This is a genomic window from Caballeronia sp. RCC_10 (assembly GCF_041360715.1).
Classification (GTDB): domain Bacteria; phylum Pseudomonadota; class Gammaproteobacteria; order Burkholderiales; family Burkholderiaceae; genus Caballeronia; species Caballeronia grimmiae.
This window is the reverse complement of sequence record NZ_JBFUPT010000010.1, coordinates 1-26,699: the sequence shown is the minus strand read 5'-3', so window position 1 is coordinate 26,699 and position 26,699 is coordinate 1. Positions and strand designations below refer to the sequence as shown.

Here is a 26,699-nt window from a genome sequence, read left to right as displayed (position 1 = left end):
GACCCTGCCGAACGACACAGCGGCCTACGCGCGCATGGGCGGTGCGAAGCTGCAATTGATCGCCCGTTTCGAGCATCAGGTCACGGGCGTGACGGTATCGCCCGATGGCCGAACCTTCGTCAACTTCCCGCGCTGGACCGAAGACGCGCCGGTCTCGGTCGCCGAACTCGGCCCGAACGGGGACCTGCGCCCGTTCCCCGATGCCGAATGGAACGCCTGGCGCAACGCCCGCCGCGATGAACTTTCGCCGGCGGATCATTGGGTGTGCGTGCAATCGGTCGTCGCGGACAAGCAAGGCAATCTCTGGGTGCTCGATCCCGGCGCGCCGGCGCAATCGCTGATCGTTCCTGGCGCGCCGAAGCTCGCGCAAATCGATCTGCGGACGAACCAGATTGCGCATGTCTTCGCGTTCGATGAAACCATCGCGCCGCAAGGCAGTTATCTGAACGATCTGCGCCTGAGCCCGGATGGCCGCTTCATCTATATGACCGATTCGGGCGCGCGTGGCGCGATCGTCGTGATCGACCGGACGACGGGCGTGGCGAGGCGCGTGCTGGACGGCGATCCGAGCACTCAGGCGGATAAAACGGTCACCGTGAAAGTGGACGGCAAGCCACTGCGTCAGACCGATGGACGCGGCGTGAACTTCTCGTCCGATGGCATCGCGCTCACGCCCGACGGGCGCTACCTGTACTGGCAGGCGGTCAAGGGCAAGACGCTCTATCGCACTCCCACCGACGCGCTGCAGAACGCGCAACTCAGCCCGCAGCAAGTGTCGTCGCGCGTGGAGACGGTTGGCATCGACGGTCCCGCCGATGGTCTGCTCTTCGACGAGCGCGGCCGCCTGTACATCTCGGCGGTGGAGCATCACGCGGTGCGCGTGCGGGACGGTGACCGGCTGTGGACCCTGCTGCGCGATCCGCAGCTTCGCTGGCCCGACACCTTCACGCAGGGACCGGACGGCACCGTGTACGTGACGGACTCGCGCATTCCGGACATGAGCTGGTTCAAGCCCGACAACCCGATCGCGCTGCCGACATCGCTCTACGCGATCCGCCGCCGATAGCGTTTCAGAGGCCGAACGGGAAGGCCTCCGGCGCGTCGGCCGATTTCTGCGACGCGGGCATCGCGTGAACGGCGCGCGTCGTTTCGAACCACACGAAGGCGTCGAACTGCGCCGGCAACTCGGCTTGCGCGTAGTGGCTATATAGCTCCGTGTCCGGCCGATAAATCACGCCGATGAAGCGCTCCAGCCGCTCTATCGAGAGCGCCTCGTGCAGCGCATGGTCGATGCCGCGACGCAGATCGACCATGCACCGCTTCACGCCCGCCAGGTGGAACTGTTGCTCGTAGCTGTCGGCGCGCGATGGCCGCACGTCCATCACCTGCATCGGCTCGTCCCAGTCGGATGCCGCCGCGACCGTTCCCGCATGCGTGCCGAAGCCGATCAGCGCGGCGTCGTCGCCGAAGCGTTCGCGGCACAGCTGGCCGACGTTCAGTTCGTCGCGCACGCGGCCCATTTCGGTGGCGGAGGCATCGCCGAGATGCGAGTTGTGCGCCCACACGACGGCCCGCGCATCCGGGCCCCATGCGTCGAGCAGGCTCGTCAGCGTGTCGAACATGTGGGTGTCGCGCAGGTTCCAGCTTTCGGCCGAGTCGCTATACATTGCGCGATAGTACTGTTCCGCCGATGCCACCAGCCGCGCGTTGTGCGTCGCATCGAGCAGGCCGGGATCGGCGGCGGGCGATGCGAGCCGCTTGTCGAGCAGATCGCGCAACTGGGCGATGACCGCCTGCTCGCATTTGCCGAAGCCCGCTTGCCACGCCGCGCGCCCGTACACCGCCGGGTTCTTCTGCCACGGCGTGAGACAGCCGTACCGCTCGCGGGCGATGCGCGCGGACGCCGGATCCTCGCGGTCGAGATAGGCGAGCACGGCGCCGATCGACTCCGAGAGACTGTAGAGATCGAGGCCATAGAACGCGGCGCGGCGCTCGGCGGGCAGCGCGGCGTTGTGCGCCCGCATCCACGCGACGAACGCGCCGAACTCGGCGTTGCGCCACATCCATTGCGGAAAGCGCTGGAACGCCTTTGCATCGGGCCGGGCGCGTGGCCGATGCCGCACGTGTTCGTCGATGACCGCGGCGTCCGGCCAGTCCGCTTCGACCGCGACGAAGCGAAAGCCGTGCGCCTCGATGAGCCGTCGCGTGATGGCGGCGCGCGCCTCGTAGAACTCGGCGGTGCCGTGACTCGCCTCGCCGAGCAGCACGACACGCTTGTCCGCGAAACGGTCGAAGGCTCGCGCGAAATCCGGCGCGGCGGGCGCGGGCAGGCGCACGGCGGACGCGCGAATCAGGTCAGGCAGCGAACGTGCGGCGGTCGATGCGGCGGATGCAGCCTGCGGCGGCATCGATGGCAAGGCGGGGCGAACCTCCGGTTCGTCTGTCCAGCCGGCGGTGCCGATCAGCGGGACGAACATCACGGAACCCAGGTCTTCCTGCTCGAAGTCGTGTTCGTTCACGCGCACGAACCTGACGAGACGCTGGGACTCGCGCGCATCGCCGACCGGCATCACGAGCCGTCCGCCGATGCGCAATTGCTCGCGCCACGCCGCTGGCACGTACGGACCGCCGGCCGCGGCGAGGATCGCATCGAACGGCGCGTGCTGCGCCAGCCCTTCGGTGCCGTCCGCATGATGCACGGCGACGTTCGCGACGCCGAGCGCATCGAGCGTGGCGCGGGCGGCATCGGCCAGTTCGCGATGACGCTCCACCGATTCGACATGCGCGCCGATGCACGCCATCACCGCCGCGGCGTAGCCGGAGCCCGTGCCGATGTCGAGCACGCGGTCGCCCGGCTGCAAGCCGGCGGCTTCGAGCATGAGCGCAACGATGTACGGCTGCGAGATGGTCTGGTTCGCGGCGATGGGCAGCGGGGCGTCATCGTAGGCGAACTCGGCGAGCGCGGAATCGACGAACGCATGGCGCGGCACCTTCGCCATGCATTCGAGCACGCGTGTGTCGGTGATGCCGCGCCGCCTGAGCTGACGCTCGATCATGCGGTTGCGCGCAGCCTCGATGCTGTCCATCGCGTCTCCTTCTGCGAACACGGAGGTTCGTTCGGGCCAGCAAGCAACGGACCCAGGTTCGACGTTTGCTCGACAACGAGCGTCGAAGCCCCGGAGAAAGCTTCATGTCGCCGATGCCGCTCGTCCTCGAATGGCCGGATGTCTGCATCCGCATATCGCTTGCGATCGCGGCGGGCATCCTGATCGGACTGAACCGCGGCGAATCCGGAAAAGTGGCGGGCCTGAGAACGACGCTGCTCGTTTGCCTCGCCGCCTGTCTGGCGATGCTGCAGGTCAATGCCCTTCTTGCGCAGTCCGGCAAGACCGCGCAGTCGATGATCCAGCTGGACGTCATGCGCCTGCCGCTCGGGATTCTGTCAGGCGTCGGTTTCATCGGCGCGGGCGCGATCTTGCGCAAGGACGGGCTCGTGGTCGGCGTGACGACCGCCGCGACGCTGTGGTTCGTGACCGTCGTCGGCCTGTGCTTCGGCGGCGGGCAGCTTGCGCTCGGGGCGATCGGGCTGGCGCTCGGCATCGTGGTGCTGTGGTTCATGAAGGCCGTCGAGATGCGGATACCGCGCGAACAGCAGGCGGAACTGAAGATCGTCTATGAACGCGGACGTTTCACGAAGGAATCGCTGGTTGAGTCGATGCGCACGTGCGGCTGCCACCTCTCGGCGGTCGGAGCATCGGCGGGCGCGACGGGGGATCGGGTGGAGGCGCGGTTCGAAGTCCGGTGGCGCCGCGCGCCGGGTGCGCCGGACACGCCGCCGCTCGTCGAGGCGGCATCGGTGCCGGGGGTGGAGGAAGTGGAGTGGGCGCTCATGCGGTGAAATGCTTTACCCTTGAGCCGACCATCGCTCAAGGAGACCGCCCGTGAAGAAGCTGATTAACCGCCCCGCCAGCGTCGTGCGCGAGATGCTCGAAGGCATCGCCCGGCAAGCTCCGCACGTCGCCATTCTCGGCGATGAAAACGTGCTCGTGCGGCGGCCCGAACCCGATGCGGCGAATCGGCCGGTCGCGATCATCTCCGGCGGCGGCAGTGGACACGAACCGGCGCACGGCGGCTACGTCGGCAACGGCATGTTGAGCGCGGCGGTATGCGGCGAAGTCTTCACCTCGCCATCGACGGATGCGGTGCTCGCCGCCATCCGTGCGACGGCCGGCCCGCGCGGAGCCGTGCTGATCGTCAAGAACTACACGGGCGATCGCCTGAACTTCGGTCTCGCGGCGGAGCTTGCGCGGGCGGAGGGCATCCCGGTGGAAGTGGTCATCGTCGCGGACGATGTCGCCTTGCGCAAGCAGGCGGATCGCAGCCAGCGGCGCGGCATCGCGGGAACGGTGCTGGTCCACAAGATCACGGGCGCGGCGGCGGCGCGCGGTCTCGCGCTGGATGAAGTCGCGGGCATCGCACGGCGGGCGGCGGCGACGCTCGGCACGATGGGCGTCGCGCTCGACGGCTGCACGCTGCCCGGCGCGGACCATTCCGGCTTCACGCTCGCGGACGACGAGATCGAGCTGGGCCTCGGCATCCACGGCGAAAAGGGCGTGGAGCGAACCGCGCCCTTATCCGCTGATGCGCTGGCGGACGTGCTGATCGCCAACATCGTCGACGACATGGCGCTTCGCGCAGGCGAACGCGTCGCGCTGCTCGTCAACGGCCTCGGCGCGACGCCGCAGATGGAACTGGACATCGTGCTGCGCGCGGCCTTCGACAATCTTTCGCGCCGCGATATCGGCGTGGCGCGGGCGTGGTCGGGCACATTGCTGTCGGCGCTCAACATGCCCGGCTGCTCGATCTCGCTGCTGCGCGTCGACGCCGCGACGCTCGATTTGCTCGACGCGCCGACCGACGCCCGCGCGTGGCCCGGCGGCGGCGCGGTGAATGGCGATATCCGCATCGATGTGCCGGCCGCGCCGCTCGACGTGCGCCCGGCCGTCGAACGTGCGTCGGGAAGCGGCTGGGCGCGGCGGATCGCGCCCGCGCTGAACGCCGTCGCCGATGCGCTCGTAGCCCACGAACCGACGCTCTCCGATCTCGATTCGCAGGCCGGCGACGGCGATCTCGGCGTCAGCATGACACGCGCGGCCCACGCGATCCGCGATGTCCCCGAAGCCGCGCTCGACACGCCCGACGGTGCGCTGGCCGCGCTCGGCGCTGCCTTGCGTCGGGCGATTGCAGGCAGTTCCGGCCCGTTCTATGCCACGGCGCTGATGCGGGCATCGCGGCATCTGGCGGGCATCGAACAACCGGCGGCGAAAGACTGGGCGGCGGCGTTCGCCCATGCGGTGCAGGCCATTGCCGCACTCGGCGGCGCGAAAGCCGGCGATCGCACGATGCTCGATGCATTGCTGCCGGCGGTATCCGCGTTCGAGGATGCGCTGAACGCAGGCCGCGCTCCCGGCGATGCGTGGGAGGCAGCCGTTGCCGCCGCGCAGCAGGGCGCGCAGGAGACGGCGAAGATGACGCCGCGCGCCGGCCGCGCGAGCTATCTCGGCGCGCGGGCGGTCGGCATTCCGGATGGCGGCGCGGTGGCGGTCGCGTGCTGGCTTGCCGCGTTGACGCCGCACGTTCGCGGCGGATGACAACCCGGGTTCCGACGTGCGCTCCGGTTCAAGACTTCCGCTTTCTGGCCGTTAACTCGCCCTATGTGAAGCGTCAATCCAGAACGAATAGGCAAGCGAGTGCATGTCGACCTTATTACCCTTTATTTCCTAGCGATCGGAACGCTTCTCGCCAGTTCTGCGATGACGCTATGGGAGCATCGGACGAATCCCGGACGCAGCCGGCAACTCAAGATTCTGGCGGCGGGCTATGCGACCCTGGCGCTCGGATGCGCGGCGGCATCGATGCGCCGCGACTTGCCCGGCGCGTGGGGCGCCGCGACGAGCAACCTCATCATCGTGAGCGGCTATCTGCTGATACTGCACGGCGCCGCTTCGTTGAACGGACGGCAGCATCGGTGGACGTCCATCGCCATTCTGGTGGCGCTCGCGATCACGTGGGCGCTCGGCGGCGGCCGATGGCTCGAGCTCGTCTGGAGCTATGCGAGCGCGGTTCCGATCGCGATTGCGTGCGGATTGACGTCGCGCGAACTGCTGATCAAGAGCGGCGGCACGGGTCTGCAGGCGAGGCGCATTGCTGCGATCGTCTCCGGTGGTCACGCGTTGTTCTACGCGGCGCGCGCTTTCGTTCTGCCGTGGGTGGTCGCTCAGTTCGGGCACGGGGTGCTGCTCGTCGTCGGCAAGATAACGATGTACGAGGGCGTGCTCTATTCGGTGGTGTTGCCGATGACGCTGCTCAGGCTCGTGCGCGACGAAGCGCACGGCCAGCTCGTGCATGAATCGAATACCGATTATCTGACCGGTGTCGGCAATCGCCGATGGTTCTTCGAAGAAGGCGCGCGAATCGTTCGTGATCCGGGGGCCGCGCGGCCTGTCGCGGTGCTCGCGATCGACCTCGACCACTTCAAGGGCATCAACGACCGCCACGGGCATCAAGCCGGTGACGATGTCCTCAAAGTGTTCGCGGCAACTGCCCGGAACGTGCTGGGACTGCACGCTACGCTCGCGCGCATCGGCGGAGAAGAGTTTGCCGCCGTCCTTCGCGGCCATGACGAGGTCGCGGGAAGGGCGGCGGGCGAATCCGTGGTTCGGCGTTTCGCGGAGGCTGCCGTGCGCGGAGCCGATGCAACGGTGATTCGCGCGACGGCGAGCATCGGCCTGGCGGTGTCGCAAAACGATGCGCCCTCGCTCGCGGAATTGCTGGCGTCCGCCGATCACGCGCTGTATCGCGCGAAAGCACTCGGCGGGAATCGGCTCGAATCCGCGATATCAGCGGATCGCGATGAGCTTTTGACAGAACCCCTGCCGATGCACGCGGCGCACCGCTAGAGCGCCCGTTTTTTCCTGCGCTTGGCGCCATCGGACGAATTGTCGTTCGCATCGGCGTGCGCCGATTCCGCTAACAACTGCTGTCGCGCCCGATGGTAATACTCATCCGCGCGATCCGGCTGCCTGCCGTCCGCTTCCCACATGTAATACGCAAGCGTGCGAATCCGTTGTTCGAGCAGTTCGCCCTCCATCGGGACTTCCGCCTGAGCCTCGGGCTTGCTGGGTGTGTCTGACATTCCTATCGTCCTCGGTGGAGTTGAGCAGGCGAGATTGGTGCATTCGTCGTGCCACGCGCGTGCAGCCGCGAGGCGGGATTTTTGGGCTATTCGGCGTCGTCATCGGGGGCTTCTGCTCCGACGGCTCTCCCGCAATAATTCAGCGCCAGATCGTGCGCGTCAATGTCGCGAAACGACAGATCCGGGTAACTCAGTCTTCGATAGAAAGCGGTCTCGAAGAGTTCTCCTTCCGCTCGTCGATGGAGGATGCGGCCCGCGAGATACGGCTGCAGGGCGTCCGCAGCCGGGGCCTCCGCGGGGATGGCGCCGCCGGAAGTCGTGTGGATGTCGCCATCGAACGCGGACCATAGCTCCGCGCCGGCAACGAGCAGGGTGCCTTCGGCGATCACTGATGTCACGGGATAGCCCCAGCCGGTGCGCGGCAGCGCGTGTGGCGAATCGGCATACGCGCGCTTCAACTCGAAGATGCTGCGCACGATCTCTGTACGCGCGTGCCCGCGATTGCCGACGACCAGCACCACACGGCCAGGCGTGCCGGGAATGGCCGTCGCCCGCAGCAGAACAATCGAGGGCTTCACGAGATGCGCCGCATGTGGTCCATGACGTGACTGCGCTCCATTGGACGAGAGCCACAGCGGGCGCATCGCCCGTGCCCGCGCGCCGGCGACGTGGGCATAGCCATTGCGGCATGCTCCTCGCCTGGGCGATACCCGCGTCGAACGTCCGAGCGAGGCGCTTTGCCAGGCAGCGCGCGCGGCATCATCTGAACGGAGGCAGTCATGGCAAGACATGCGAATAGCCCATCGGGGCCGGGCAAGCCGACGGCCGTCGAGACGTCGGAAATCAAGAAGGAAGAAGGACTCGTCGAGTTGTCGAGCGAGGACGATACGATCGGCGGAGCGGAAGGCGCCCAAAACCAGAGGCAGGAAGGCGGCAGCAACGACGACGGCGCGGCTTCCGTCAAGGGCGAGTGACGGTTGGCGTTGCGTGCCCATTGCTATTGCGCAGGCTCGCGCCACTGGTTCCACCGGCCGCGCAACTGCAGCGCGATCGACTTGAACGGCGGATTGGCGAACAGCACGAAAGCACCTAGCGCAAGGCCGCCGCAAGCGAGGAACGTCACGCGATAGCCCATCGCGGCGACGAGCGCCCCCGACAGCACGCCCGAAAGAATGGACCCGACGCGCGACGCGTTGAAGAAAAGCGCCGTCGCTGCGCCGGGGTTGCGCGGCATCATGTCCTGGATATAGACCATGCCAAGGCACGATGTCACCGCGACGACGAACGCATTGAACGCCTGCATCGGAATCAGGAAATGCACGGTCTGCGACGCGCTCACAGCCACGAAATAAACCACGTGCACGGCGGCGCATGCGGCGAGCCAGCGCCGCTTGTCGAGGCGCGCACCGCGAGCGCCAAGCGCCAGCATCATCGGGATTTCGAGCAACGCGCCGAGCCCCAGCATGATCGATACATCGAGCTGCGTGCCTCTCAAATGCTGCACGACATAGAGCGGCAACACGATCATCGTGGCGTTCGCCGCGAGACCGATGAGCGTGAGCGCGATCGTCGCCCGCCATATTTGCCCGCGCGTGCCCGCCATCTCCGGATGCGGCTCCGGCGGATGTTCGTGCTCGGTCATCGTCGTCACTTCCAGCGACGATGCCGGGTCGCCCGCGTAATGCGGCTCGGTCGACGCGGGGATCCTCGCCGCATCCTTCATGCGCCATACGATGGCCGAACACGCAGCGAACGACACGGCTGCAAACACGAATAGCCCGTGAAATCCGGCTCCGGCCAGCACCAGGGCGCCGACGGATGGCCCGAAGACCCACGCCATGGAGAGCACGGTGCGCAGCGTGGCAAGCGCGAGCGAGCGCTCCGCATGGCTCGTGACCGGCAGCGCGACGCGTGCGAACGAAAACACGAGCGACATCGCCGAACTGCCGACGCCCAGGAACATAATGCCGATCACGAGCAGCGACGTATAGCTGCGCAGCAGGCATAGCAGGAGGAAGCCGAGCGACGACGCCATCAACGCGCTCATCAACAGCATGCGATGACGCCCGTGCCTGTCTGTCCACTTACCCGCCACGGCGCTCGCCAGCACGCCGCTTGCCGCAATCAGCGTCATGAAGAGTCCAAGCTGTAGCGGCGTCATGCCGGCTTCCTGCACGCCGAAGAGCGACAGATAAGGCGCGGTGAACGACATTGCGACGCCCAGCATCAGCGTCGCGGCGGCGAGAGGCAAGAAGGAATGCAGGCGCGCGAGGCGGAAGATGCGTGCGTCCATCGACGGGAATGTCCTTGCGATACGTGAGGTCTGCGGGAACGTGCCGCAGATTATCGCAATCGACGTTCCGGGAGTGTGGAAGTTTGAAGAAGGACGCCTAACCGACGCTCAAGCGAACGCTAAGCAGCCAGAGTCACCGACAGCAGCCATTTGGTTCCGGCGCCTGTTTGCGTTTCGACCGCGAGTTCGCCGCCAATGCTGCCGATCAGACGCCGTGCGGTCGCGAGACCGGTGCCTTCGCTTGCATCGGCTGCATAGCCGCGCCCGTTGTCGCGCACTTCGACGATCAGCGCCTGCGCGGTGCGATGCGCCGACACGTGTATCTCGCCCACCGCGCCATTGAACGCGTGCTCGACCGCATTGGCGACGAGTTCGTTGACCACGGTGCCGATGGCCGTGCATGTATCGATGCCGAGCATGATCGCGCCCTGCTCGATGGATCGCACGAGTGTGATGTGATGGCCGGCAAAGTCGTAGAAGTCGTCGAAGCTCGCGCACATCGACTCGAGATAGACACCCGGGTCCACCGATTCGCCATGCTCGCCCAGCCCGAGCAGGTGATCGTAGAGCAAGGCCATGGCGAACACGCGCCGCTCGACATCGTGATAAGCCTTCTGTACCGACGGGTCTTGCGACTTCATCGCCTTTTGAGCGAGCAGCGCGGCGATCATCTGGAAGTTGTTGCGGATGCGATGCTGCTGTTCACGCAACAGCGTGACCTTCGCGTCGCGGTCTTCGATCAACGCCGCACGCTGCTGCCGCGATTCGATGCCGTCAGCGAGAATCGCCGCAACGGACGCAAGGAAGGAGACATGGGACGCATCGATCTCGTGCGGCTGGTCGTAATCGACTTCGAGGATGCCGTACGCGCCCTCGGCGGCGATGAGCGGCAGATTGATCGTCGTGACGATGGAACGCTCGCGCAAGATGTCGGGCACGCTGTCGCCGCGTTCCTTCATCACATCCGCCACGACGACGGGCCGTGCGGTGATCAATGCCTGTCCGGGCGGATTGCCCGCCTCGGCCGTGCCCGCGTCGCGCCCGATAGCCGATTCACCGAGGCCAACCTGCGCCTTGACGATCAGCACATTATGAGGACGCCGTAATTCCAGAACCTTGGCCATCGGCGCATCGCAACCGGTGGCCGCGCATTGCACGGCGGCATCGAGCAGCCGCGCGATGGAGCACTCGCCCTGAAAGGCGTCGTGCATGACGGCTAACGCGTTCCGTTGCCGCAGCAGCGATGCGACCGGCACGGTAGCGTTGTCCGCGAACTGGAGGTCGCGTATCCACGCGGCCCACGTTGCTCTGCGCGCGAAGCTCATTTGCTCTGATGATAGGTGGCTGGCACTCGCGTCATTTTGACAGAGATCGTTGCGGCGCATACGGCCGGCCGCAGCGCATGCGGCCTATTGCAACGCGCTCGCCCCCGCCTTGGCGACCTGCGCGTCCTGATCGGCCTTGACGCCCGACACGCCTACTGCGCCGATCACCGCGCCATCCACCACGACCGGCACGCCGCCTTCCAGCGTGCCCGCGAGCGGCGCGCTGAGGAACGCGGTGCGGCCGTTGTTGATCATCTCCTCGTATTGCTTCGATTCGCGCCTGCCGAGCGCGGCCGTGCGTGCCTTTTCGGTTGCGATATACGCGCCGACAGGAGCGCAATCGTCGAGGCGCAACAGGCCGAGCGGATGACCGCCGTCATCGGTCACGACGATCGTCACGGGCCAGCCGTTCTTTTCCGCTTCGGCGCGCGCTGCGTCGAGAATACGTGTCGTTTCGGCGATGCCGAGGATCGGTTTGGTTTTCATGCTTCGCTCGATTGAGAGTGGAAAATAGACGCGCCGCCTGTTCGAAGGCGGCGCGGTAAGTATGAACCTTCAGGACTTATCCCGCGAGGCGCTCCGACCCACGAGCCGCCTGCCGCGTTTGCAGCAGCGCGAGCACCGCGCCGAAGACGAGCGCGCCCGACACGCAATAGATACCCGCGTTCGTGCTATGCGTCACGTCCTTCAGCCAGCCGATGATCGACGCGCTGACGAAGCCCGCGAGATTGCCGACCGAGTTGATCATGCCGATGGCCGCCGCTGCGGAACCGCCCGCGAGAATCGCGCTGGGATAGGTCCAGAAGACTGGCATCGTCGCGAGCATGCCGGCGGTACCGACGGTGAGCGCAAGCATTGCAAGCGGAATGTTGCCGGTGAGTTGCGTGCTGGCATAGAGCCCGACGCCCGCGAGCGCAGCGGGAATGGCGAAGTGCCAGCGGCGTTCGCCCGTGCGGTCCGAACTGCGTGCAACGAAGAACATGCTCGCCACGGCGACCGCGTACGGAATGGCGGTCAGCAAGCCGACTTGCAGTGCGCCTTGCACGCCGCTTGCCTTCACGAGCGTCGGCAGATAGAAGCTGATGCCATAGAGGCCCATCATGCAGCAGAAGTAGATGACGGCCATCTTCCAGATGCGCAGATCCGTGAACACCTTGCCGAGCGAACCGTGCGCCTTGCCGGCGTCGTCGCGCTGAATATTCGCTTCGAGCACGCGCTTCTCTTCTTCGCTGAGCCACTTCGCCGCGCGAATATTGTTCGGGAGGCAGAACAGCGTGATTACACCGAGCACCCCCGACGGAATGGCTTCGAGCAAAAACAGCCATTGCCAGTTCGACCAGCCGCCCACGCCCTGGAACGCGGCCATGATCCATCCAGACAACGGCCCGCCGACGACGCCCGCCACCGGAATGCCCATCATGAACAGCGCGTTCATGCGCGAGCGGCGCACGGCGGGGAACCAGTAAGTCAGGTACAGCACGATGCCCGGGAAGAAGCCCGCTTCGGCCACGCCGAGCAGAAAGCGCATGACGTAGAACATCGTCGGCGTCTTGACGAAAAGCGACGCCGCGGAAATGATCGCCCACGTAATCATGATCCGCGCGATCCAGACCCGCGCGCCGACGCGATGCATGATGATATTGCTTGGCACTTCGAACAAAAAATAGCCAATGAAAAAGATGCCCGCGCCGAGACCGTACACCGTCTCGCTGAAGGCGAGGTCGTTGAGCATCTGCAGCTTGGCGAAACCGACGTTCACGCGGTCCAGATATGCGGCGACGTAACAGAGGAAGAGGAAGGGCAGGAGCCGCCATGCGGCTTTCGAATAGGCGCGCGCTTCGATTGCCGAGGAACCGCGCGCCTCGCTGTCGGGATACTTGTTGCTCACCACAGTGTGTCTCCAGTCTCGTTATGAATGATGTGTGCTCACGCGATGGCCTCGTCGACGATCTCGATCCAGTGGCGCACCGCCGTGCGTCCTGCGCCGCCGAGATGCGTCTGACAGCCGATGTTCGCGGTCGCGATGATATCGGGTTGCCCGCTTTCGAGGGCGTCGAGCTTGTTGTCGCGCAGCTGGCGCGAAAGCTCGGGCTGCGTGAATGCATACGTTCCCGCCGATCCGCAGCACAAGTGCGCATCGGGCACGGACGTCAGCGAGAAACCGAGGCGGCTCAGTATCGCTTCCACCGATCCGCCGAGCTTCTGCGCATGCTGAAGCGTGCAGGGGCAATGGAAGGCCACGCGCTGGTCGGCCTTTACACGCAGATTTTCGACCGGCAATGCCGCAAGCACTTCACCGATGTCGCGCGCCAGCTCGCTCACGCGAACCGCCTTGGCGGCATAGGCGGGATCGTTGCGCAGCAGATGACCGTATTCCTTGATGAACGCGCCGCAGCCGCTCGCGGTCTGAATGATCGCTTCCGCGCCGGCTTCGATCTTCGGCCACCACGCGTCGATGTTGCGCCGTGCGCGATCGAGCCCGGCGTCCTGCGCGTTAAGGTGATAATCGACCGCGCCGCAGCAGCCTGCCTCGTGCGCGGCCTCGATGCTGACGCCCAGCCGATCCAGCACGCGCGCGGTGGCCGCGTTCGTGTTCGGCGACAGCGAGCGTTGCGCGCAGCCTTCGAGCATCAGCATGCGCCGCGCGTGACGGATCGGCGGGCGCGGCGCGGACTTCGCGATCTCGCGCGGAATCTTGTCGCCGATCTTCGCGGGCAGCGCGCCGCGCATCAACTGACCTGCCTTCAGCAAGGCGCCAAACGTGCGCGGGCTCGGAATCACCTTTCGCAGTCCCGCGCGCATCACGCGCTCGCTGATGGGACGCTCGACGCGCGCTTCCAGCATGTCGCGGCCGATATCGAGCAGCGCGTGATACTTCACGCCCGATGGACACGTCGTTTCGCAATTGCGGCACGTGAGACAGCGGTCCAGATGCAGTTGCGTCTTGTCGCTCGCCGGCTGGCCTTCGAGCATCTGCTTGATGAGATAGATGCGCCCGCGCGGGCCATCGAGTTCATTGCCGAGCAATTGATACGTCGGGCACGTCGCGTTGCAGAAGCCGCAATGCACGCACGATCGGAGAATGTCCTCCGCTTCCTTCGCGCGCGGCAGCGTGAGAGCCTGGTCGCTGAGATTCGTTTGCATGTCGATTAGTCGATGAGATCGCGTGGGGCGTCGTGCTCAATACGCGGCGTACATGCGCCCCGGATTGAAGATGCGGTGCGGATCGAGGCGCGCTTTCAGTTGCTCGTGCAGGCGCATGAGCGGCGCGGGCAGCGGATGAAACGGCTCTGCGTCGCGATGCGCGGCGAAGCACGTCGCGTGTCCGCCCGCCGCGCTCGCGATCGCGCGAATATCGGTGGCGCGCGCATCGCTCTTCAGCCAGCGTTGCGCGCCGGCCCAGTCGAGCAGCGCCGCGCCGGGCAGGTCCATGAGCGGCGTCGCATTGGGAAGCGACAAACGCCAGAGCGGGCGCGGATCGTCGAAGAAGGCGAGACGTTGCTCGCGCAGGTCTTCCCAGAAGCGCTGATCGAGCGCGCTGCCGCCGATGCGATCCACCGCCGCCCGCACCGATCCCGTGCCGCCTTCCAGCCGCACGTGCAGCGCGCCGTCGATGAAGCATGCTCCGCTGACAGGCAGGGCCGCGCGCCGCCATGCCGACAACTCGCGCATCGCTTCGCTGACGTCCATCGCGATGACGAGACTTGCGCAGGCACGCGGCTTCGGCAGCACTTTCAGCGATACTTCGGTGATGAGGCCGAGGCAGCCGAAGCTGCCGCTCATCAAACGCGATACATCGAAACCGGCGACGTTCTTCATCACCTGGCCGCCGAAGCGCAGATGCTTGCCTTCACCGGTGATGACGCGGCAGCCGAGCACGAAGTCACGCACGGAGCCTGCCCACGGCCGGCGCGGTCCGGCGAGCCCGCTCGCAACGACGCCGCCCAAGGTCGCCATCCCGTCATAGGTCGGAGGCTCGCACGGCAGCATCTGGTTCGCTTCGTCGAGCGCCGCGTTGATTTCGGCGAGCGGCGTGCCGGCGCGCGCGGTGATCACCAGCTCGCTCGGGTCGTAACTGACGATGCCGCGATGCGTGCGCGTGTCGATCTCCCGCGTGGGCGTCGTCGCCGGACGGCCGAGGAACGCCTTGGTCGCCGCGCCGCGAATCGAAAGCGGCTCGTGGCGCGCAATCGCATGTTGAACCTCGTCGACGAGGCGCGCGCTGTCATCGAAGGATAAGGAGTCGCGCCGCATCAGAACCGCTCCAGTTCAGGGAAGGGCAGTGCGCCGTGATGCACGTGCATCGCGCCGAATTCGGCGCAGCGGTGCAGCGTCGGCACGTTCTTGCCGGGATTCAGCAGGCCGTTGGCGTCGAATGCCGCCTTGACCGCATGGAAGAATGTGAGTTCGTCCGAGTTGAACTGCGCGCACATCTGATTGATCTTCTCGCGGCCCACGCCATGTTCGCCGGTGATGCTGCCGCCCACTTCGACGCACAGTTCGAGGATGCGCGCGCCAATCGTCTCGGCGCGTTCCGTTTCGCCGGGCGCGTTCGCATCGAAGAGAATCAACGGGTGCATGTTGCCGTCGCCCGCATGAAAGACGTTGGCGACTTGCAGCCCGTATTCCTGCGATAACGCCGCGATGCCCCGCAGCACGCGCGACAGCTCCCGGCGCGGAATGGTGCCGTCCATGCAGTAGTAATCGGGCGAGATGCGGCCCACCGCCGGGAACGCGTTCTTGCGGCCCGCCCAGAAGCGCTGGCGTTCCGCTTCGTTCGCGGCGAGCCGGATATCGGTCGCGCCCGCCGCGCGCAGCAGCGCTTCGACGCGCTCGCAATCTTCCTGCACGTCGGACTCGACGCCATCCACTTCGCAAAGCAGCAGCGCTTCGGCATCGACCGGATAGCCCGCGTGAATGAAGTCCTCGGCGGCGCGGATCGCGAGGTTGTCCATCATTTCGAGGCCGCCGGGAATGACGCCCGCCGCGATGATCTGCGCGACGGCGTCGCCGGCGCGTTCCACATCGTCGAAGCTCGCGAGCAGCACTTTCGCGCTTTGCGGCTTGGTCAGCAGCTTGACCGTGACTTCGACGACCACGCCCAGCATGCCTTCGGACCCGGTGATGAGCGCGAGCAGATCGAAGCCGGGTGAATCGAGCGCCTCGGAGCCGAGCGTCACGCGCTCGCCGTCGATGGTCACGATATCGACTTTCAGGATGTTGTGAACCGTGAGGCCGTACTTGAGGCAATGCACGCCGCCCGCATTCTCCGCGACGTTGCCGCCGATGGAACACGCAATCTGCGACGACGGGTCGGGCGCGTAATAGAGGCCATGCGGCGCGGCGGCTTGCGAAATCGCGAGATTGCGGACGCCGGGCTGCACGCGCGCCATGCCCGCTTCGGCGTCGATTTGGAGGATACGGTTGAAGCGCGCCATCACGAGCAGGATGCCTTTTTCGAGCGGCAATGCGCCGCCGGAAAGCCCGGTGCCGGCGCCGCGCGCAACCACCGGAATGTGATGCGCCGACGCGTACTCGAGCAGCGCCTGGACTTCATCGACGTTGCCGGGCAACGCGACGAGCATCGGCGTGATGCGATACGCGGAAAGGCCGTCGCATTCGAACGGGCGCAGGTCTTCCTGATCGTGCAGGAGTTGAAGATCGGGCAGAAGCGCCCGAAGATCGCGGACGATGGCGGACTTGTCGTGATCGCGCAGCGGGCCGTCGATTCTTTCGTCGTAGGCGTAGGTCATGCGGTGTCTCCGTGCGGACGGCGTTCATTTCGTCGCCTGTCCGATTGCATGGTTTGCGCATTTTTGCGGCTTGCCCGTGTGCTTGTCGATGATTTTCGAGCTGGTATGACCAGTTTCTTTCGAGTGCAACACGGGCTTGTGGCGGCACATGCCCTGAAAATGGCCATATCGGTGGCGTTTCGGTTAATGGATGGTGCTACCATCGCAGCTGGTCATACCAGTGCGGAAAGCGGAGGTGGCGGCATGGAAGCGGACAAGCGCAAACTCGCGGATGTGGTCGTCGAGCGTGTGGAGCGTCTTATCGTCGATGGCGTGTTGAGAGAGGGCGAGCCGTTGCCCTCGGAACGCCGTCTGACCGAGAAGCTCGGCGTGTCGCGCACGGCGCTGCGCGAAGGATTGAGGATCTTGCGTGCGCGCGGACTGATCGAGACTTCGCATGGAAAAGGCTCGTTCGTCGCGAAGCTGACCGTGGAGCCCGCGCAAACGCCGATGATGCATCTGCTCGGCTCGCAACCGCGCACGCTCTACGACCTGCTCGAAGTGCGCGAGATGATCGAAGCGGAATCGGCCCGCCTCGCCGCGATGCGCGGCACGCCGGCCGACCACATCCTCATCAAGCGGCGCTATGAAGAGATGATGGCCGCGCAATCGAAGGAAACGGACGCGACCACGCATGCGCGGCTCGATCACGCGTTCCATCTCGCGATCTGCGAGGCGTCGCATAACCCGGTGCTCGTGCATACGCTCGGCATCCTCAACGACCTGATGCTAAGTTCCGTGTTTGCGTCCGTGAACAATCTTTATCATCGCGAGCAGCACAAGCGCGTGATCGACCGCCAGCATGCGCGGCTCTATAACGCGGTGACGGGGCAGTTGCCCGAACAGGCGCGCCGCGCCGCGAGCCAGCATATTCGCAGCGTGCGCGAGCGTTTCGCCGAAATCGAACAGGAAGAGCAGCGGCTCGTGCGATCGACGTTGCGGCTCGAAGGCTGGGCGTGAGCAAGCCGGCAAGCCATATAGAATGATTCGCGTCGAACGCGTATCCATCAACGAGGAGACAGCCAGCAATGACCAAACGTTATCGCATCGCCGTGATTCCCGGTGACGGCATCGGTGTTGAAGTGATGCCCGAGGGCCTGCATGCGCTCGATGCCGTCGCAGGACGCTTCGATCTTGCGCTCGACTACGACCATATCGACTGGGCGAGTTGCGACTACTACCTCGCGCACGGCCAGATGATGCCGGACGACTGGAAGAGCCGGCTCGAACCATGCGACGCAATTCTCTTCGGCGCGGTCGGCTGGCCCGACAAGGTGCCCGATCACATCTCGCTGTGGGGCTCGCTGCTCAAGTTCCGGCGCGAATTCGATCAGTACATCAACCTGCGTCCCGCGCGTCTTTTCGATGGCGTGCCTTCGCCGCTCGCGAATCGCAAGGCGGGCGATATCGACTTCATGATCGTGCGTGAGAACACCGAAGGCGAGTATTCGTCGGTCGGCGGCGTGTCGTTCGAAGGCACGGAGCGCGAGTTCGTATCGCAGACATCCATCTTTACGCGCAAGGGTGCGGAGCGCGTGTTGAAGTTCGCGTTCGATCTCGCGCGGCAGCGCAAGAAGAAGCTCACGGTCGCGACGAAGAGCAACGGCATCTCGATCAGCATGCCGTGGTGGGACGCGCGTGCCGCTGAAATGGCGCAGCAGTATCCCGACATCGTGTGGGACAAGCAGCACATCGACATTCTCAGCGCGCGCTTCGTGTTGAGTCCCGATCGCTTCGATGTAGTCGTCGCGACGAACCTGTTCGGCGATATTCTTTCCGATCTCGGACCGGCATGCACGGGCACTATCGGCATCGCGCCATCGGCCAACATGAATCCGGAGCGCAAGTTCCCTTCGTTGTTCGAGCCGGTGCATGGGTCTGCGCCCGACATCGCGGGCAAGGGCATTGCCAACCCGATCGCAATGATCTGGTCTGCTGCGATGATGCTCGACTTCCTCGGCGAACGCGAAGCACACGACGCGATGCTCGATGCGATCACCGCTGTGCTGAAAGAGGGTCCGCATACGGGCGATCTCGGCGGCAAGGCAAGCACGGCCGAAGTAGGCGAAGCGGTGGCGGCGCGCATCGGCTGAACGTTCAATCACAAGACAAGGAGACGCAGCGGATGAACGACAACGACAAGAGCACGCAAGGCGAAGTCCGATTGACCATCGATGGTGCGGCGGCGCATGTCGTCTTCGATCGTGCGGACGCGCACAACGCCATGACGTGGCACATGTACGAGCAACTCGAAGCGATCTGCGAACGTCTTGCGAACGAGCGCGATGTGCGCGTCGTCACGTTTCGCGGCGCGGGCGGCAAGGCCTTCGTGGCGGGCACGGACATTCAGCAATTCCGCGCGTTCGAGACCGCCGAAGATGGTGTGAATTACGAGCGCCGCATCGAGCGCGTGCTGAAGAAGGTCGATGCCTTGCCGATGCCCACGCTCGCCATCGTCGATGGGTGGTGTGTCGGCGGCGGCCTCGCGATTGCGGCATGCTGCGATCTGCGCATCGCGACGCCGCGTGCACAGTTCGGCGTGCCGATTGCACGCACGCTCGGCAATTGCCTTGCGATCAGCAATACGGCGCGGCTGGTTGCGGAGTTCGGCATCGGACGCGCAAAGCGCATGCTCGTGCTGGGCGACATGCTCGATGTGGATGACGCCATCGCGGCGGGCTTCGTCATCGAAAGCGTCGAGCCGGATCAACTGGATGCGCGCGCGGCGGCGCTCGTCGATCGTCTTTCGCGCAATGCGCCGATCACAATGCGCGTGAGCAAGCAGTCAATGTCGCGGATGCTGGCGGCACTGCCGCTCGAAGGCGATGATCTCGTCCGCGATTGCTACGGCAGCAAGGATTTCCACGAAGGCGTCGCAGCGTTCACCGAAAAGCGCCCGCCGGCCTGGAAGGGTGTTTGACGCGCGGTAAGCGTGTCGATTTCGTGTCAAAGCGCTCAGCAATAGTCGCGTTGCCGTTGTACGTGCGTGCTTCATCGCGCGTCGGGATGGCTTGCTCTGCGCCTCGTACCTTGCACCGGTAAGAACGCGTACGTAATGCAAAGTTTGCGGACGCGGGTCCGAGCAATTACACAAAGCAAGGTCGGATAGCTAACGAACCGCATGCGCCATGTGGTCCGCGCGAGACGCGCATGGGCACAGCGAATGCACACCCATTGCGATGCAGACGCGCGCACGGAAGTGCACGAGAGGGTTGTCATCTCGGTGCAGTACTTATTTGCCGCCTGCTTCATCCACGTGTCGCGGTTCGATGGGGAAGAAGCGCGGCAGTGGCCTGGCGTATGGATCGATCAGTCAGTGGCGAAAGAGGACCGGCCGCGACACGATGCATTGCCCAATTGTTTAAAAACCCGCGCGGCCTACACGGCCGGCACGTTGTCTGAAGCGGGAAACGAGCATTGGTTAGGTAACGTTTCGATGGATTGGGAGTTGTGCATGACGCATATCACTGGAAGGCGCCCGAAGCTCGTGTTGTTCCCGACGCGAAGAGTCTTGCCTGCCCCCGGAGCGAGCGAGGACGATTTCCACATCTACGCTTCATATCGCGGGACGAGTGCGAGCGGTTACTACGGCACGCTGAAAGTCGTTCGTAAAACGGACGGCCGGCTTCTTTTTCCGTTCGATGGCGCCGATACAATCGGCCCCTATCCGGCGAAGGCGGAGGCGGTCGAAGCGGCGCAACGGCGTGGCGATGAAGTCGTCCGCGCCGACCTCGCGCGCCCCGAGCTTTGACTGCGGTTGTGGTTCTTTGCCGGGAACATGGGCGCGTTCGTTCGATACATCGCGTCAGACCATCATGCGTCTGCGCGATGCCCGACTCGTCTCGACACGGCGTCACCAACGCGCGTTGAAGCTCCGCCGCAGTTCATCGATCGCGGCTTCGTCGAGCGGAGCGGGGCGCGGCGTCGACATGAGCCAGAGGCGCGCGGTCTCCTCCAGTTCTTCCAGCGCATACGACGCATGCGATACGCTGCGCTCCCATACGACCGGCCCGAGTCGTTCGAGCAGCACCGCGCGCACGTCCGCTGCAAGCTGCGCGATTTCAGCGGCGACCTGTGGATCGCCCGGGCGGCGATATCGCACGAGCGGGACATGGCCGACCTTCATCACGTAGTACGGCGTGATCGGCGGCAGCACGTCGTCGTCCCGCCATACACCGGCGAGCGTCAATGCGACGAGCGACGTCGAATGCGTATGCACGACGCCGCGCGTTTCCGCGTTGGCGTCGTAGATCCGGCGATGCAGCTCCAGCGTCTTCGATGGCCGCCCGCCCGACAGATGCTGGCCGCTTGCGTCCACCTTCGCGATATCGGCGGGATCGAGCCGGCCGAGACACGCATCCGTGGGCGTGATGAGCCAGCCGTCGTCGCATCGTGCGCTGATGTTGCCCGCCGTGCCGACCGTATAGCCACGCGCATAGAGACTCGCGCCGACCGTGCAGATTTCCTCGCGCAGCTTCGCATCGCTGTTCGCGCCGATGAGGTTGCCGCTCATGCGCGTGCCCCTTCGATGAAGCGCAGCGCCTTCGCGAAGAAATCGCCTGCGCCGAAGTTGCCCGACTTGAGCGCGAGCGCAAGCGGCGTTTCACCGACGGTCACCGTGACCGGGACGCCCGGATCGATCGGCGGCCCGATCTGCAACATGTCGACGCCGAGCGCCTGCACCACCGCGCCCGACGTTTCCCCGCCCGCCACCACGAAGCGCCGCACGCCGCGCGCCTTCGCCTCGCGGGCGATGGCGGCGAGCGCATCTTCGACCAGCTTGCCCGCGGCGGCCACGCCGATTTCCTGCTGCACCGCCTTCACTTCGTCGGGCGTAGCCGTCGCATAGATCAGGACCGGCTGAGGCGCGTTTTCATCGATGAAAGCGAGCGCCGCGTCGACCACCGGCTCGCCACGCGACAACGCGCGCGGATCGATGCGAAACGCGGGCCGCGACGCAACCCATTCGGCCACTTGCGTGTTCGTCGCCTTCGACGCGCTGCCCGCCAGCACGAGCGCCGCCCCGTCGACGGCGGGCAATTCAGCGGCCTTGTCGTTCGACTCGATGAGTCCCGCGCGCCGGAAGTTTTCCGGCAAGCCGATGGCGACGCCCGAACCGCCCGTAATCAGCGCAAGGTCCGCGCATGCCGCGCCGAGGGTGCGCAAGTCGGCGTCGGTGAGCGCGTCGGCGATGGCGAGGCGCACGCCGTCCGCACGCAGCCGCGCGATCGCATCGCGCACGGCCGCTTCGCCCGCTGCGACGGTTTCGCTGGCAATCAGGCCGACTTTCGACTTCGACTGGCGCTGCAACACCCGCACGAGGTTGGGATCGCGCATCGGCGTGAGCGGGTGATTCTCCATGCCCGATTCATTGAGCAGCGCATCGCCGACGAACAGATGCCCGCGATACACCGTGCGCTTGTTCTCGGGAAACGCGGGGCAGGCGATCGCGAAGTCGTCGCCCCCGGTTTTGGCGAGCGCATCGAGCAATGCTTCGGCGACCGGGCCGATGTTGCCCGCATCGGTCGAATCGAACGTGGAGCAGTACTTGAAGAAGAACTGTCGGCAGCCCTGCGCGCGCAGCCAGTCGAGCGCGGCGAGCGACTGGGCGACCGCGTCGGCGGGATCGATGGTGCGCGACTTCAGCGCGACCACGAGCGCGTCTGCGTCGATCGGCTCCGCCGACCCCGGCACGCCGATGGTCTGAATCGTACGCATGCCGCCGCGCACGAGCATGCTCGCGAGGTCGGTGGCGCCGGTGAAATCGTCGGCGATGCATCCCAGAACGGGACGCCGGTCAGATGTCTGCATGTCGGGTCTCCATGTGTCGATTGTACGGGCGTTTGCTACGCCAATGTTAATCCATGTTAGCGCGATTGACGACGGTGATAATAAAAGTTAATGTCTGTGATCGCGATGGGCAGCCGGAGTTTGCCCGCGCCCACTGTCATCGTTAGCCGGCGCACGCGTTGCCGGCAATGCCTTTCTCGCGCGGATGCCAAGTTGAGCTACGAACTGGCGTACATGCGCATCGGCTAAGATACGCGTTGATTTAGCGGGCCGCCGTCATGGCGCTCATGCCCGCATCGAAGGTCTTTCCATGTCGAGCCAAGCCAAACCCGATGCCTCCGATGTGCCGCTGATTCCCGATCAGCGGCGCGAAGCCATGCTGCGGCAATTGCGCCGGGACAAGGTGCTGTCGGTGCACCAGTTGATGGAATCGTTCAACTGTTCGCATATGACGGTGCGGCGCGATATCGCCGCGCTCGAAGAAGCGGGGCTCGTCTATACCGTGCCGGGCGGCGTGCGTATCGCGAGTCATGTGAACGCGGAGCCGAGTCATCAGTTGAAGGCGGTCGTCGAACTGCCGCAGAAGCAGGCCATCGCGCGGCGGGCGGCAGACACGCTGCGCTCGGGCATGTCCATCTATCTCGATGCCGGCACGACGATGCTCTCGTTCGTGCCGCATATCGTCGAGCTATCGAACATGACGGTCGTGACGAACGACTTCGAGATCGTCCGCGAATTCGCGAGCGCGACGCACGTCAATGTCATCCATATCGGCGGGCAACTGGATCATGCGAACCTGTCGAGCGTCGGCTCGCTCGCGGCGGCGACGCTGCGTCAGCTCGTGCTGGACGTGGCGTTCATATCGGCGAGTTCTTGGGATTTGCGGCGCGGCGTGACCACGCCTTCCGCGCCGAAAGTCGAGGTGAAGCTCGCGGCGATGGACGCGGCATCGCGCACCATGCTGACCGTCGCGAGTTCGAAGTACGGGACCGTCGGCCTGTATAAGGTGGCGAGTCTGGAACGCTTCGATCAGGTCATCACCGACGATGCGCTAGCGCCTGCGGCGGCGAACGGCATCCGGCAACAGGGCATCGATCTGGTGCTGGCCGAAGTTCGCTAGGCTTCGGCCAGACCAGCGACGCGCTGGAAGGACTGCTGGCTTACTTCATCGCAGGCGTTGCTTCTTCCGGCTCATTGCTCGTATAAACCTGCGCTTCGCGGCGCGCGCCCGGCGCGGGCTTTCCTTCGGGCGGCGGCAGCTTCTTCGCCTCTTCCAGATCGATGCCTGCGCCTTCGGCGACACGCGTGCCGTAGTCCGGATCGCAATGCCAGAAGTGCCACACCATGCGCAGCGCGATGGGCTTCGGACATGCCTTCATGTCGGCGACGAGGTTGGCGATCAGGTCGTCGCGCTCCCAGTCTTCGAAGCTGCGATAACGCTCGCCGGCCTGCTTGTAGTCGTCCTGCGTGCGCGATGCCTGATAGCGCCCGAGATGGCCTTCGACCCACGGGTGATAGTCATGCTGCTTCTTCGGCGCTTCTTTCAGGCCGCCCATCATGCTCGGCTCGTAGTTCACGTGCGGATTCTCTCCCGCGTTATCGACGTAATAGGCCATCTGCCCGTCGCGCTGATTGGTCTGCGCACCGTTCTTCGGCGCGTTGACCGGCAATTGCAGATAGTTCGGCCCCACGCGATACCGCTGCGTATCCGAATAAGAGAGCGTGCGGCCTTGCAGCATCTTGTCGTCGGAGAAGTCGATGCCGTCCACCAGCACGCCGGTACCGAACGCGGATTGCTCCGTTTCGGCGAACACGTTCTTCGGATTCTGATTCAGCACGAGCCGGCCGACCGGCAGCAGCGGGAACTTGTCCTCGGGCCAGCGCTTGGTATCGTCGAGCGGATCGAAGTCCAGTTCGGGATGATCGTCGTCGGACATGATCTGCACGCACATTTCCCATTCGGGATGATCGCCACGTTCGATGGCATCGTAGAGATCGCGCGTCGCGTGCCCGACATCGCGCCCTTGAATTTCCGCAGCCTGCGCGGACGTCAGATTCTTAACGCCCTGCTTCGGCTCGAACGAGAACTTGACGAGCACCGCTTCGCCCTGGTCGTTGACGAGCTTGTAGGTGTTGACGCTCGACCCCTGCATGTGACGATAGTCCGCCGGGATGCCCCACGGACTCTTCACCCACGTGACCATGTGCAGCGACTCCGGATGATGCGCGACGAAGTCGAAGAAGCGCCACGGCTCCTGACGGTTGGACAACGGGTCGGGCTTGAACGCGTGAATCATGTCGGGGAACTTGATCGCATCGCGAATGAAGAAGATCTTCAGGTTGTTGCCGACGAGGTCCCAGTTGCCATCCTCGGTATAGAACTTGATGGCGAAGCCACGCGGATCGCGCGCCGTCTCCGGGGATTCCTTTGCGCCGATGACGGTTGAAAAGCGCAGAAACACGGGCGTTTTGACGCCGGCTTTCGTCAGCACCTTGGCGCGCGTGTACTTTTCGGCCGGCTCGTTGCCGATCTTGCCGTAGGCCTCGAAGTATCCGTGCGCGGCCGTGCCACGCGCGTGCACCACGCGCTCCGGAATGCGTTCACGATCGAAGTGCGTGATCTTTTCGATGAACGGATAATTCTCCAGCGTCGCCGGACCCCGTTCGCCGACGGTTCGCATGCTCTGATTGTCCTGCACGGGATGTCCCTGTCGCGTGGTCAGGGCTTTCTCGTCGCTCATATCTCGCTCCTTGCTCGTGGCTGGAGTAGCAGCCTCATAGTTGACCGTTTGCTCCGGCGCGCTTAGTCATGCGCCGGCCCGTCGTCCGTGGAAGCAAACACCATACCGATGCCCGCAACGTCGTGGACGCAACCCTGCACGGTAATGCGTCCACGTTTCATCCACGTGTCCCGTGACGTGCGCATCACCCAGCGAGCTTGTCCTGGGTGCGCGTCTCGAAGTCGGATGCATCGTGACGCTCGTGCAGCTGGCTCGACGGCTCGCCGAAGGTGCGGTTCACCATGCGGCCGCGCTGCACGGCGGGACGCGCGCCGATGATGTCGGCCCAGCGGCGCACGTGCGTGTATTCGTGTACGGAGAGGAACTCGGCTGCATCGTAGAGCCAGCCGTTGACGAGGCCGCCGTACCACAGCCAGATGGCGATATCCGCGATGGTGTACGCGTCGCCTGCGATGAACGCGCTGTCCTGGCGATTTTCAATCATTTCACTTAAACCCTTCCGCGAAGTTCTACTTAAAGCCCCTCTTGCTACCAGCAAACTCTCGCCAGCCAAGCCTTAAGTGAAACTATTAGCAATTTTCTAATGGTGGTCTTTCTCCTCCTCGTTGTCGGCGAACGCCCCTCCCAAAATGTCCTTTCCCTTCCAAAATGCTTTGGAAGTTGCGGTCCCATGCGGGCAGAGCTTTGTAGGACGGCGACCCGCGTTGCGACGCGCGGCGCTGAGCTGAGCGCTTGCGCGGGAACGGATGCTGAGCCAGCAGGAGAACATTTTCGCTTCCAGTTCACGGCTTACGGTGGCTGGCGAACGGCCCGCAAATGCAGGCTTGCAATGGTCAGGCGCTCTTCGGGTTGAAGCTGTTGATACTGAGTTCTTTCGTGCGTCGCAACACCTTATACCAAACTGATGTTGCACTTCAAATTTGAGGCCGCCGGGTGAACGGGCGCTGAGGCCGACGCTCGACCGACAGTGAAAGTCGGACGAGCACCCCTGCGATTTAGAGAATTGGTTAGCACCTTGGATAGCACGCGGACCTTAAGCGTCATCGATTGAAGTCAGAGGCGTCGTGACGCTCGCGCAGTTGCTCCTTCGGGTCTCCGCCCGAGCGATTCACTTGGATACCGCGTTTCACGGCAGGGCGCGTCGCAATTTCATCCGTCCAACGACGCAAATGCACATAAGATTCGACATCTAGGAAGTCTGCTGCGCCATACACTTTATTGTCCATTAGTGCGCCGTACCACGGCCAAATCGCCATGTCTGCAATGCTATATTCGCGGCCCGCCACGAAGCGGTGCTGTTCCAGTTGGCGATTCAGTACATCGAGCTGCCGCTTCACTTCCATCGCGTAGCGGTTGATAGGATATTCGAATTTCTCGGGTGCATAGGCGTAAAAGTGGCCGAAACCGCCTCCGAGGAATGGTGCGCTGCCGACCTGCCAAAATAGCCAATTAAGAGCCTCAGTACGGGCCGCGAGGTCATTTGGCAGGGCGGTTTCAAGGTTGAAGCGCAACAGCGAATTTAATGTTTAGAGCCATGAGGTTGAGCTGCGGAAGCGAGTGTGG

General features: G+C 64.7%; 23 protein-coding genes and 2 pseudogenes. 10 read left to right on the top strand and 15 right to left on the bottom strand.

Translation table 11 applies throughout. The annotated features are described in order from the left end of the window. Window positions 1–34: 34 nt before the first annotated feature. Complete coding sequence (locus tag AB6804_RS18390) at window positions 35–1,066, top strand: SMP-30/gluconolactonase/LRE family protein (RefSeq protein ID WP_370887815.1); 1,032 nt, start codon at window positions 35–37, stop codon at window positions 1,064–1,066. A gap of 4 nt (window positions 1,067–1,070) precedes the next feature. Here AB6804_RS18390 and AB6804_RS18385 read toward each other — a convergent pair whose 3' ends face one another. Next, complete coding sequence (locus AB6804_RS18385; RefSeq protein ID WP_370887654.1) at window positions 1,071–3,086, bottom strand: protein-L-isoaspartate(D-aspartate) O-methyltransferase; 2,016 nt, start codon at window positions 3,084–3,086, stop codon at window positions 1,071–1,073. A gap of 104 nt (window positions 3,087–3,190) precedes the next feature. Here AB6804_RS18385 and AB6804_RS18380 point away from each other — a divergent pair, with 104 nt between their 5' ends. From AB6804_RS18380 to AB6804_RS18370, 3 genes are all read left to right on the top strand, one after another. Continuing rightward, complete coding sequence (locus AB6804_RS18380; protein ID WP_370887653.1) at window positions 3,191–3,898, top strand: MgtC/SapB family protein; 708 nt, start codon at window positions 3,191–3,193, stop codon at window positions 3,896–3,898. Between the two features lie 43 nt (window positions 3,899–3,941). Then, window positions 3,942–5,651, top strand: a complete 1,710-nt coding sequence (locus tag AB6804_RS18375) for a dihydroxyacetone kinase family protein (RefSeq protein WP_370887652.1) — start codon at window positions 3,942–3,944, stop codon at window positions 5,649–5,651. Window positions 5,652–5,750: 99 nt separating this feature from the next. Then, window positions 5,751–6,959 carry a diguanylate cyclase gene (locus AB6804_RS18370; protein ID WP_370887651.1) on the top strand — a complete coding sequence of 403 codons (1,209 nt, stop codon included), beginning with the start codon at window positions 5,751–5,753 and terminating at the stop codon, window positions 6,957–6,959. Here the strand turns inward: AB6804_RS18370 and AB6804_RS18365 are convergent. Both AB6804_RS18365 and AB6804_RS18360 read right to left on the bottom strand, forming a co-directional pair. After that, window positions 6,956–7,195, bottom strand: coding sequence for a DUF2934 domain-containing protein (locus AB6804_RS18365; RefSeq protein WP_244796630.1), 240 nt, complete (start codon window positions 7,193–7,195; stop codon window positions 6,956–6,958). The two genes, AB6804_RS18370 and AB6804_RS18365, sit on opposite strands and share 4 nt — an antisense overlap. Before the next feature lie 86 nt (window positions 7,196–7,281). After that, the gene (locus tag AB6804_RS18360) at window positions 7,282–7,773 is read right to left on the bottom strand and encodes a hypothetical protein (RefSeq protein WP_370887650.1); all 492 of its coding nucleotides are present in this window, start codon (window positions 7,771–7,773) and stop codon (window positions 7,282–7,284) included. Window positions 7,774–7,974: 201 nt separating this feature from the next. Between AB6804_RS18360 and AB6804_RS18355 the strand changes: the two genes are divergently transcribed. Next, window positions 7,975–8,169: a hypothetical protein gene (locus tag AB6804_RS18355; protein WP_370887649.1), complete on the top strand. Its 195-nt coding sequence runs from the start codon at window positions 7,975–7,977 to the stop codon at window positions 8,167–8,169. A gap of 23 nt (window positions 8,170–8,192) precedes the next feature. On the opposite strand, the gene AB6804_RS18350 is transcribed toward AB6804_RS18355, so the two are convergent. From AB6804_RS18350 to glcD, 7 genes are all read right to left on the bottom strand, one after another. Then, window positions 8,193–9,488 (bottom strand): sugar efflux transporter, encoded by a 1,296-nt coding sequence (locus AB6804_RS18350; RefSeq protein ID WP_370887648.1) that lies wholly within the window; start codon window positions 9,486–9,488, stop codon window positions 8,193–8,195. A 119-nt stretch (window positions 9,489–9,607) separates the two neighbouring features. Beyond that, the gene (locus AB6804_RS18345; RefSeq protein WP_370887647.1) at window positions 9,608–10,813 is read right to left on the bottom strand and encodes a sensor histidine kinase; all 1,206 of its coding nucleotides are present in this window, start codon (window positions 10,811–10,813) and stop codon (window positions 9,608–9,610) included. Window positions 10,814–10,897: 84 nt separating this feature from the next. Beyond that, window positions 10,898–11,299, bottom strand: coding sequence for a heme-binding protein (locus AB6804_RS18340; RefSeq protein ID WP_370887646.1), 402 nt, complete (start codon window positions 11,297–11,299; stop codon window positions 10,898–10,900). Between the two features lie 76 nt (window positions 11,300–11,375). Then, on the bottom strand, window positions 11,376–12,701 hold the full coding sequence (locus AB6804_RS18335; protein WP_370887645.1) for an MFS transporter: 1,326 nt from the start codon (window positions 12,699–12,701) through the stop codon (window positions 11,376–11,378). Window positions 12,702–12,739: 38 nt separating this feature from the next. Continuing rightward, on the bottom strand, window positions 12,740–13,957 hold the full coding sequence (gene glcF, locus AB6804_RS18330; protein ID WP_370887644.1) for a glycolate oxidase subunit GlcF: 1,218 nt from the start codon (window positions 13,955–13,957) through the stop codon (window positions 12,740–12,742). A gap of 36 nt (window positions 13,958–13,993) precedes the next feature. Further along, window positions 13,994–15,067, bottom strand: coding sequence for a glycolate oxidase subunit GlcE (glcE, locus tag AB6804_RS18325; protein WP_370887643.1), 1,074 nt, complete (start codon window positions 15,065–15,067; stop codon window positions 13,994–13,996). Further along, the gene (gene glcD / locus AB6804_RS18320) at window positions 15,067–16,566 is read right to left on the bottom strand and encodes a glycolate oxidase subunit GlcD (protein ID WP_370887642.1); all 1,500 of its coding nucleotides are present in this window, start codon (window positions 16,564–16,566) and stop codon (window positions 15,067–15,069) included. Before glcD ends, glcE begins: the two co-directional genes overlap by 1 nt. 243 nt (window positions 16,567–16,809) lie before the next feature. Between glcD and glcC the strand changes: the two genes are divergently transcribed. The 4 genes from glcC to AB6804_RS18300 all read left to right on the top strand — a co-directional run bounded on the left by glcC (window position 16,810) and on the right by AB6804_RS18300 (window position 20,356). Next, window positions 16,810–17,565 (top strand): transcriptional regulator GlcC, encoded by a 756-nt coding sequence (gene glcC, locus AB6804_RS18315; protein ID WP_370887641.1) that lies wholly within the window; start codon window positions 16,810–16,812, stop codon window positions 17,563–17,565. Window positions 17,566–17,633: 68 nt separating this feature from the next. Then, window positions 17,634–18,698, top strand: coding sequence for a tartrate dehydrogenase (locus AB6804_RS18310; RefSeq protein WP_370887640.1), 1,065 nt, complete (start codon window positions 17,634–17,636; stop codon window positions 18,696–18,698). Window positions 18,699–18,730: 32 nt separating this feature from the next. Then, complete coding sequence (locus AB6804_RS18305; protein ID WP_370887639.1) at window positions 18,731–19,525, top strand: enoyl-CoA hydratase/isomerase family protein; 795 nt, start codon at window positions 18,731–18,733, stop codon at window positions 19,523–19,525. 534 nt (window positions 19,526–20,059) lie between these two features. Beyond that, window positions 20,060–20,356 (top strand): DUF6723 family protein, encoded by a 297-nt coding sequence (locus AB6804_RS18300; RefSeq protein ID WP_370887814.1) that lies wholly within the window; start codon window positions 20,060–20,062, stop codon window positions 20,354–20,356. Window positions 20,357–20,458: 102 nt separating this feature from the next. Here the strand turns inward: AB6804_RS18300 and AB6804_RS18295 are convergent, their stop codons facing one another. Together AB6804_RS18295 and otnK are read right to left on the bottom strand one after the other, a co-directional pair. Beyond that, entirely contained in the window at window positions 20,459–21,118 is a 660-nt protein-coding gene (locus AB6804_RS18295) for an aldolase (RefSeq protein ID WP_370887638.1), read from the bottom strand. Continuing rightward, entirely contained in the window at window positions 21,115–22,416 is a 1,302-nt protein-coding gene (gene otnK / locus AB6804_RS18290) for a 3-oxo-tetronate kinase (RefSeq protein ID WP_370887637.1), read from the bottom strand. The genes AB6804_RS18295 and otnK overlap by 4 nt, the downstream gene beginning before the upstream one ends. Before the next feature lie 289 nt (window positions 22,417–22,705). Between otnK and AB6804_RS18285 the strand changes: the two genes are divergently transcribed. Next, window positions 22,706–23,515 carry a DeoR/GlpR family DNA-binding transcription regulator gene (locus AB6804_RS18285; RefSeq protein WP_370887636.1) on the top strand — a complete coding sequence of 270 codons (810 nt, stop codon included), beginning with the start codon at window positions 22,706–22,708 and terminating at the stop codon, window positions 23,513–23,515. Window positions 23,516–23,555: 40 nt separating this feature from the next. Here the strand turns inward: AB6804_RS18285 and AB6804_RS18280 are convergent, their stop codons facing one another. The 3 genes and pseudogenes from AB6804_RS18280 to AB6804_RS18270 all read right to left on the bottom strand — a co-directional run. After that, a complete protein-coding gene (locus AB6804_RS18280) occupies window positions 23,556–25,136 on the bottom strand; it encodes a catalase (protein WP_370887635.1) in 1,581 nt (526 codons plus the stop codon). Window positions 25,137–25,320: 184 nt separating this feature from the next. Beyond that, window positions 25,321–25,596: pseudogene (locus tag AB6804_RS18275) on the bottom strand (glutathione-dependent disulfide-bond oxidoreductase); the annotation flags it as partial. 580 nt (window positions 25,597–26,176) lie between these two features. After that, window positions 26,177–26,623, bottom strand: a pseudogene (locus AB6804_RS18270) (glutathione S-transferase C-terminal domain-containing protein); the annotation flags it as partial. Between the last annotated feature and the right edge of the window lie 76 nt (window positions 26,624–26,699).

Coding starts and splice junctions, on each gene's coding strand:
- AB6804_RS18340 (WP_370887646.1), bottom strand. CDS start 11,299: ATGAAAACCAAACCGATCCTCGGCATCGCCGAAACGACACGTATTCTC.
- AB6804_RS18350 (WP_370887648.1), bottom strand. CDS start 9,488: ATGGACGCACGCATCTTCCGCCTCGCGCGCCTGCATTCCTTCTTGCCT.
- AB6804_RS18300 (WP_370887814.1), top strand. CDS start 20,060: ATGACGCATATCACTGGAAGGCGCCCGAAGCTCGTGTTGTTCCCGACG.
- otnK (WP_370887637.1), bottom strand. CDS start 22,416: ATGCAGACATCTGACCGGCGTCCCGTTCTGGGATGCATCGCCGACGAT.
- glcD (WP_370887642.1), bottom strand. CDS start 16,566: ATGACCTACGCCTACGACGAAAGAATCGACGGCCCGCTGCGCGATCAC.
- AB6804_RS18345 (WP_370887647.1), bottom strand. CDS start 10,813: ATGAGCTTCGCGCGCAGAGCAACGTGGGCCGCGTGGATACGCGACCTC.
- AB6804_RS18305 (WP_370887639.1), top strand. CDS start 18,731: ATGAACGACAACGACAAGAGCACGCAAGGCGAAGTCCGATTGACCATC.
- glcE (WP_370887643.1), bottom strand. CDS start 15,067: ATGCGGCGCGACTCCTTATCCTTCGATGACAGCGCGCGCCTCGTCGAC.
- AB6804_RS18365 (WP_244796630.1), bottom strand. CDS start 7,195: ATGTCAGACACACCCAGCAAGCCCGAGGCTCAGGCGGAAGTCCCGATG.
- AB6804_RS18310 (WP_370887640.1), top strand. CDS start 17,634: ATGACCAAACGTTATCGCATCGCCGTGATTCCCGGTGACGGCATCGGT.
- AB6804_RS18380 (WP_370887653.1), top strand. CDS start 3,191: ATGTCGCCGATGCCGCTCGTCCTCGAATGGCCGGATGTCTGCATCCGC.
- AB6804_RS18355 (WP_370887649.1), top strand. CDS start 7,975: ATGGCAAGACATGCGAATAGCCCATCGGGGCCGGGCAAGCCGACGGCC.
- AB6804_RS18390 (WP_370887815.1), top strand. CDS start 35: ATGGGCGGTGCGAAGCTGCAATTGATCGCCCGTTTCGAGCATCAGGTC.
- AB6804_RS18295 (WP_370887638.1), bottom strand. CDS start 21,118: ATGAGCGGCAACCTCATCGGCGCGAACAGCGATGCGAAGCTGCGCGAG.
- glcC (WP_370887641.1), top strand. CDS start 16,810: ATGGAAGCGGACAAGCGCAAACTCGCGGATGTGGTCGTCGAGCGTGTG.
- AB6804_RS18385 (WP_370887654.1), bottom strand. CDS start 3,086: ATGGACAGCATCGAGGCTGCGCGCAACCGCATGATCGAGCGTCAGCTC.
- AB6804_RS18285 (WP_370887636.1), top strand. CDS start 22,706: ATGTCGAGCCAAGCCAAACCCGATGCCTCCGATGTGCCGCTGATTCCC.
- glcF (WP_370887644.1), bottom strand. CDS start 13,957: ATGCAAACGAATCTCAGCGACCAGGCTCTCACGCTGCCGCGCGCGAAG.
- AB6804_RS18280 (WP_370887635.1), bottom strand. CDS start 25,136: ATGAGCGACGAGAAAGCCCTGACCACGCGACAGGGACATCCCGTGCAG.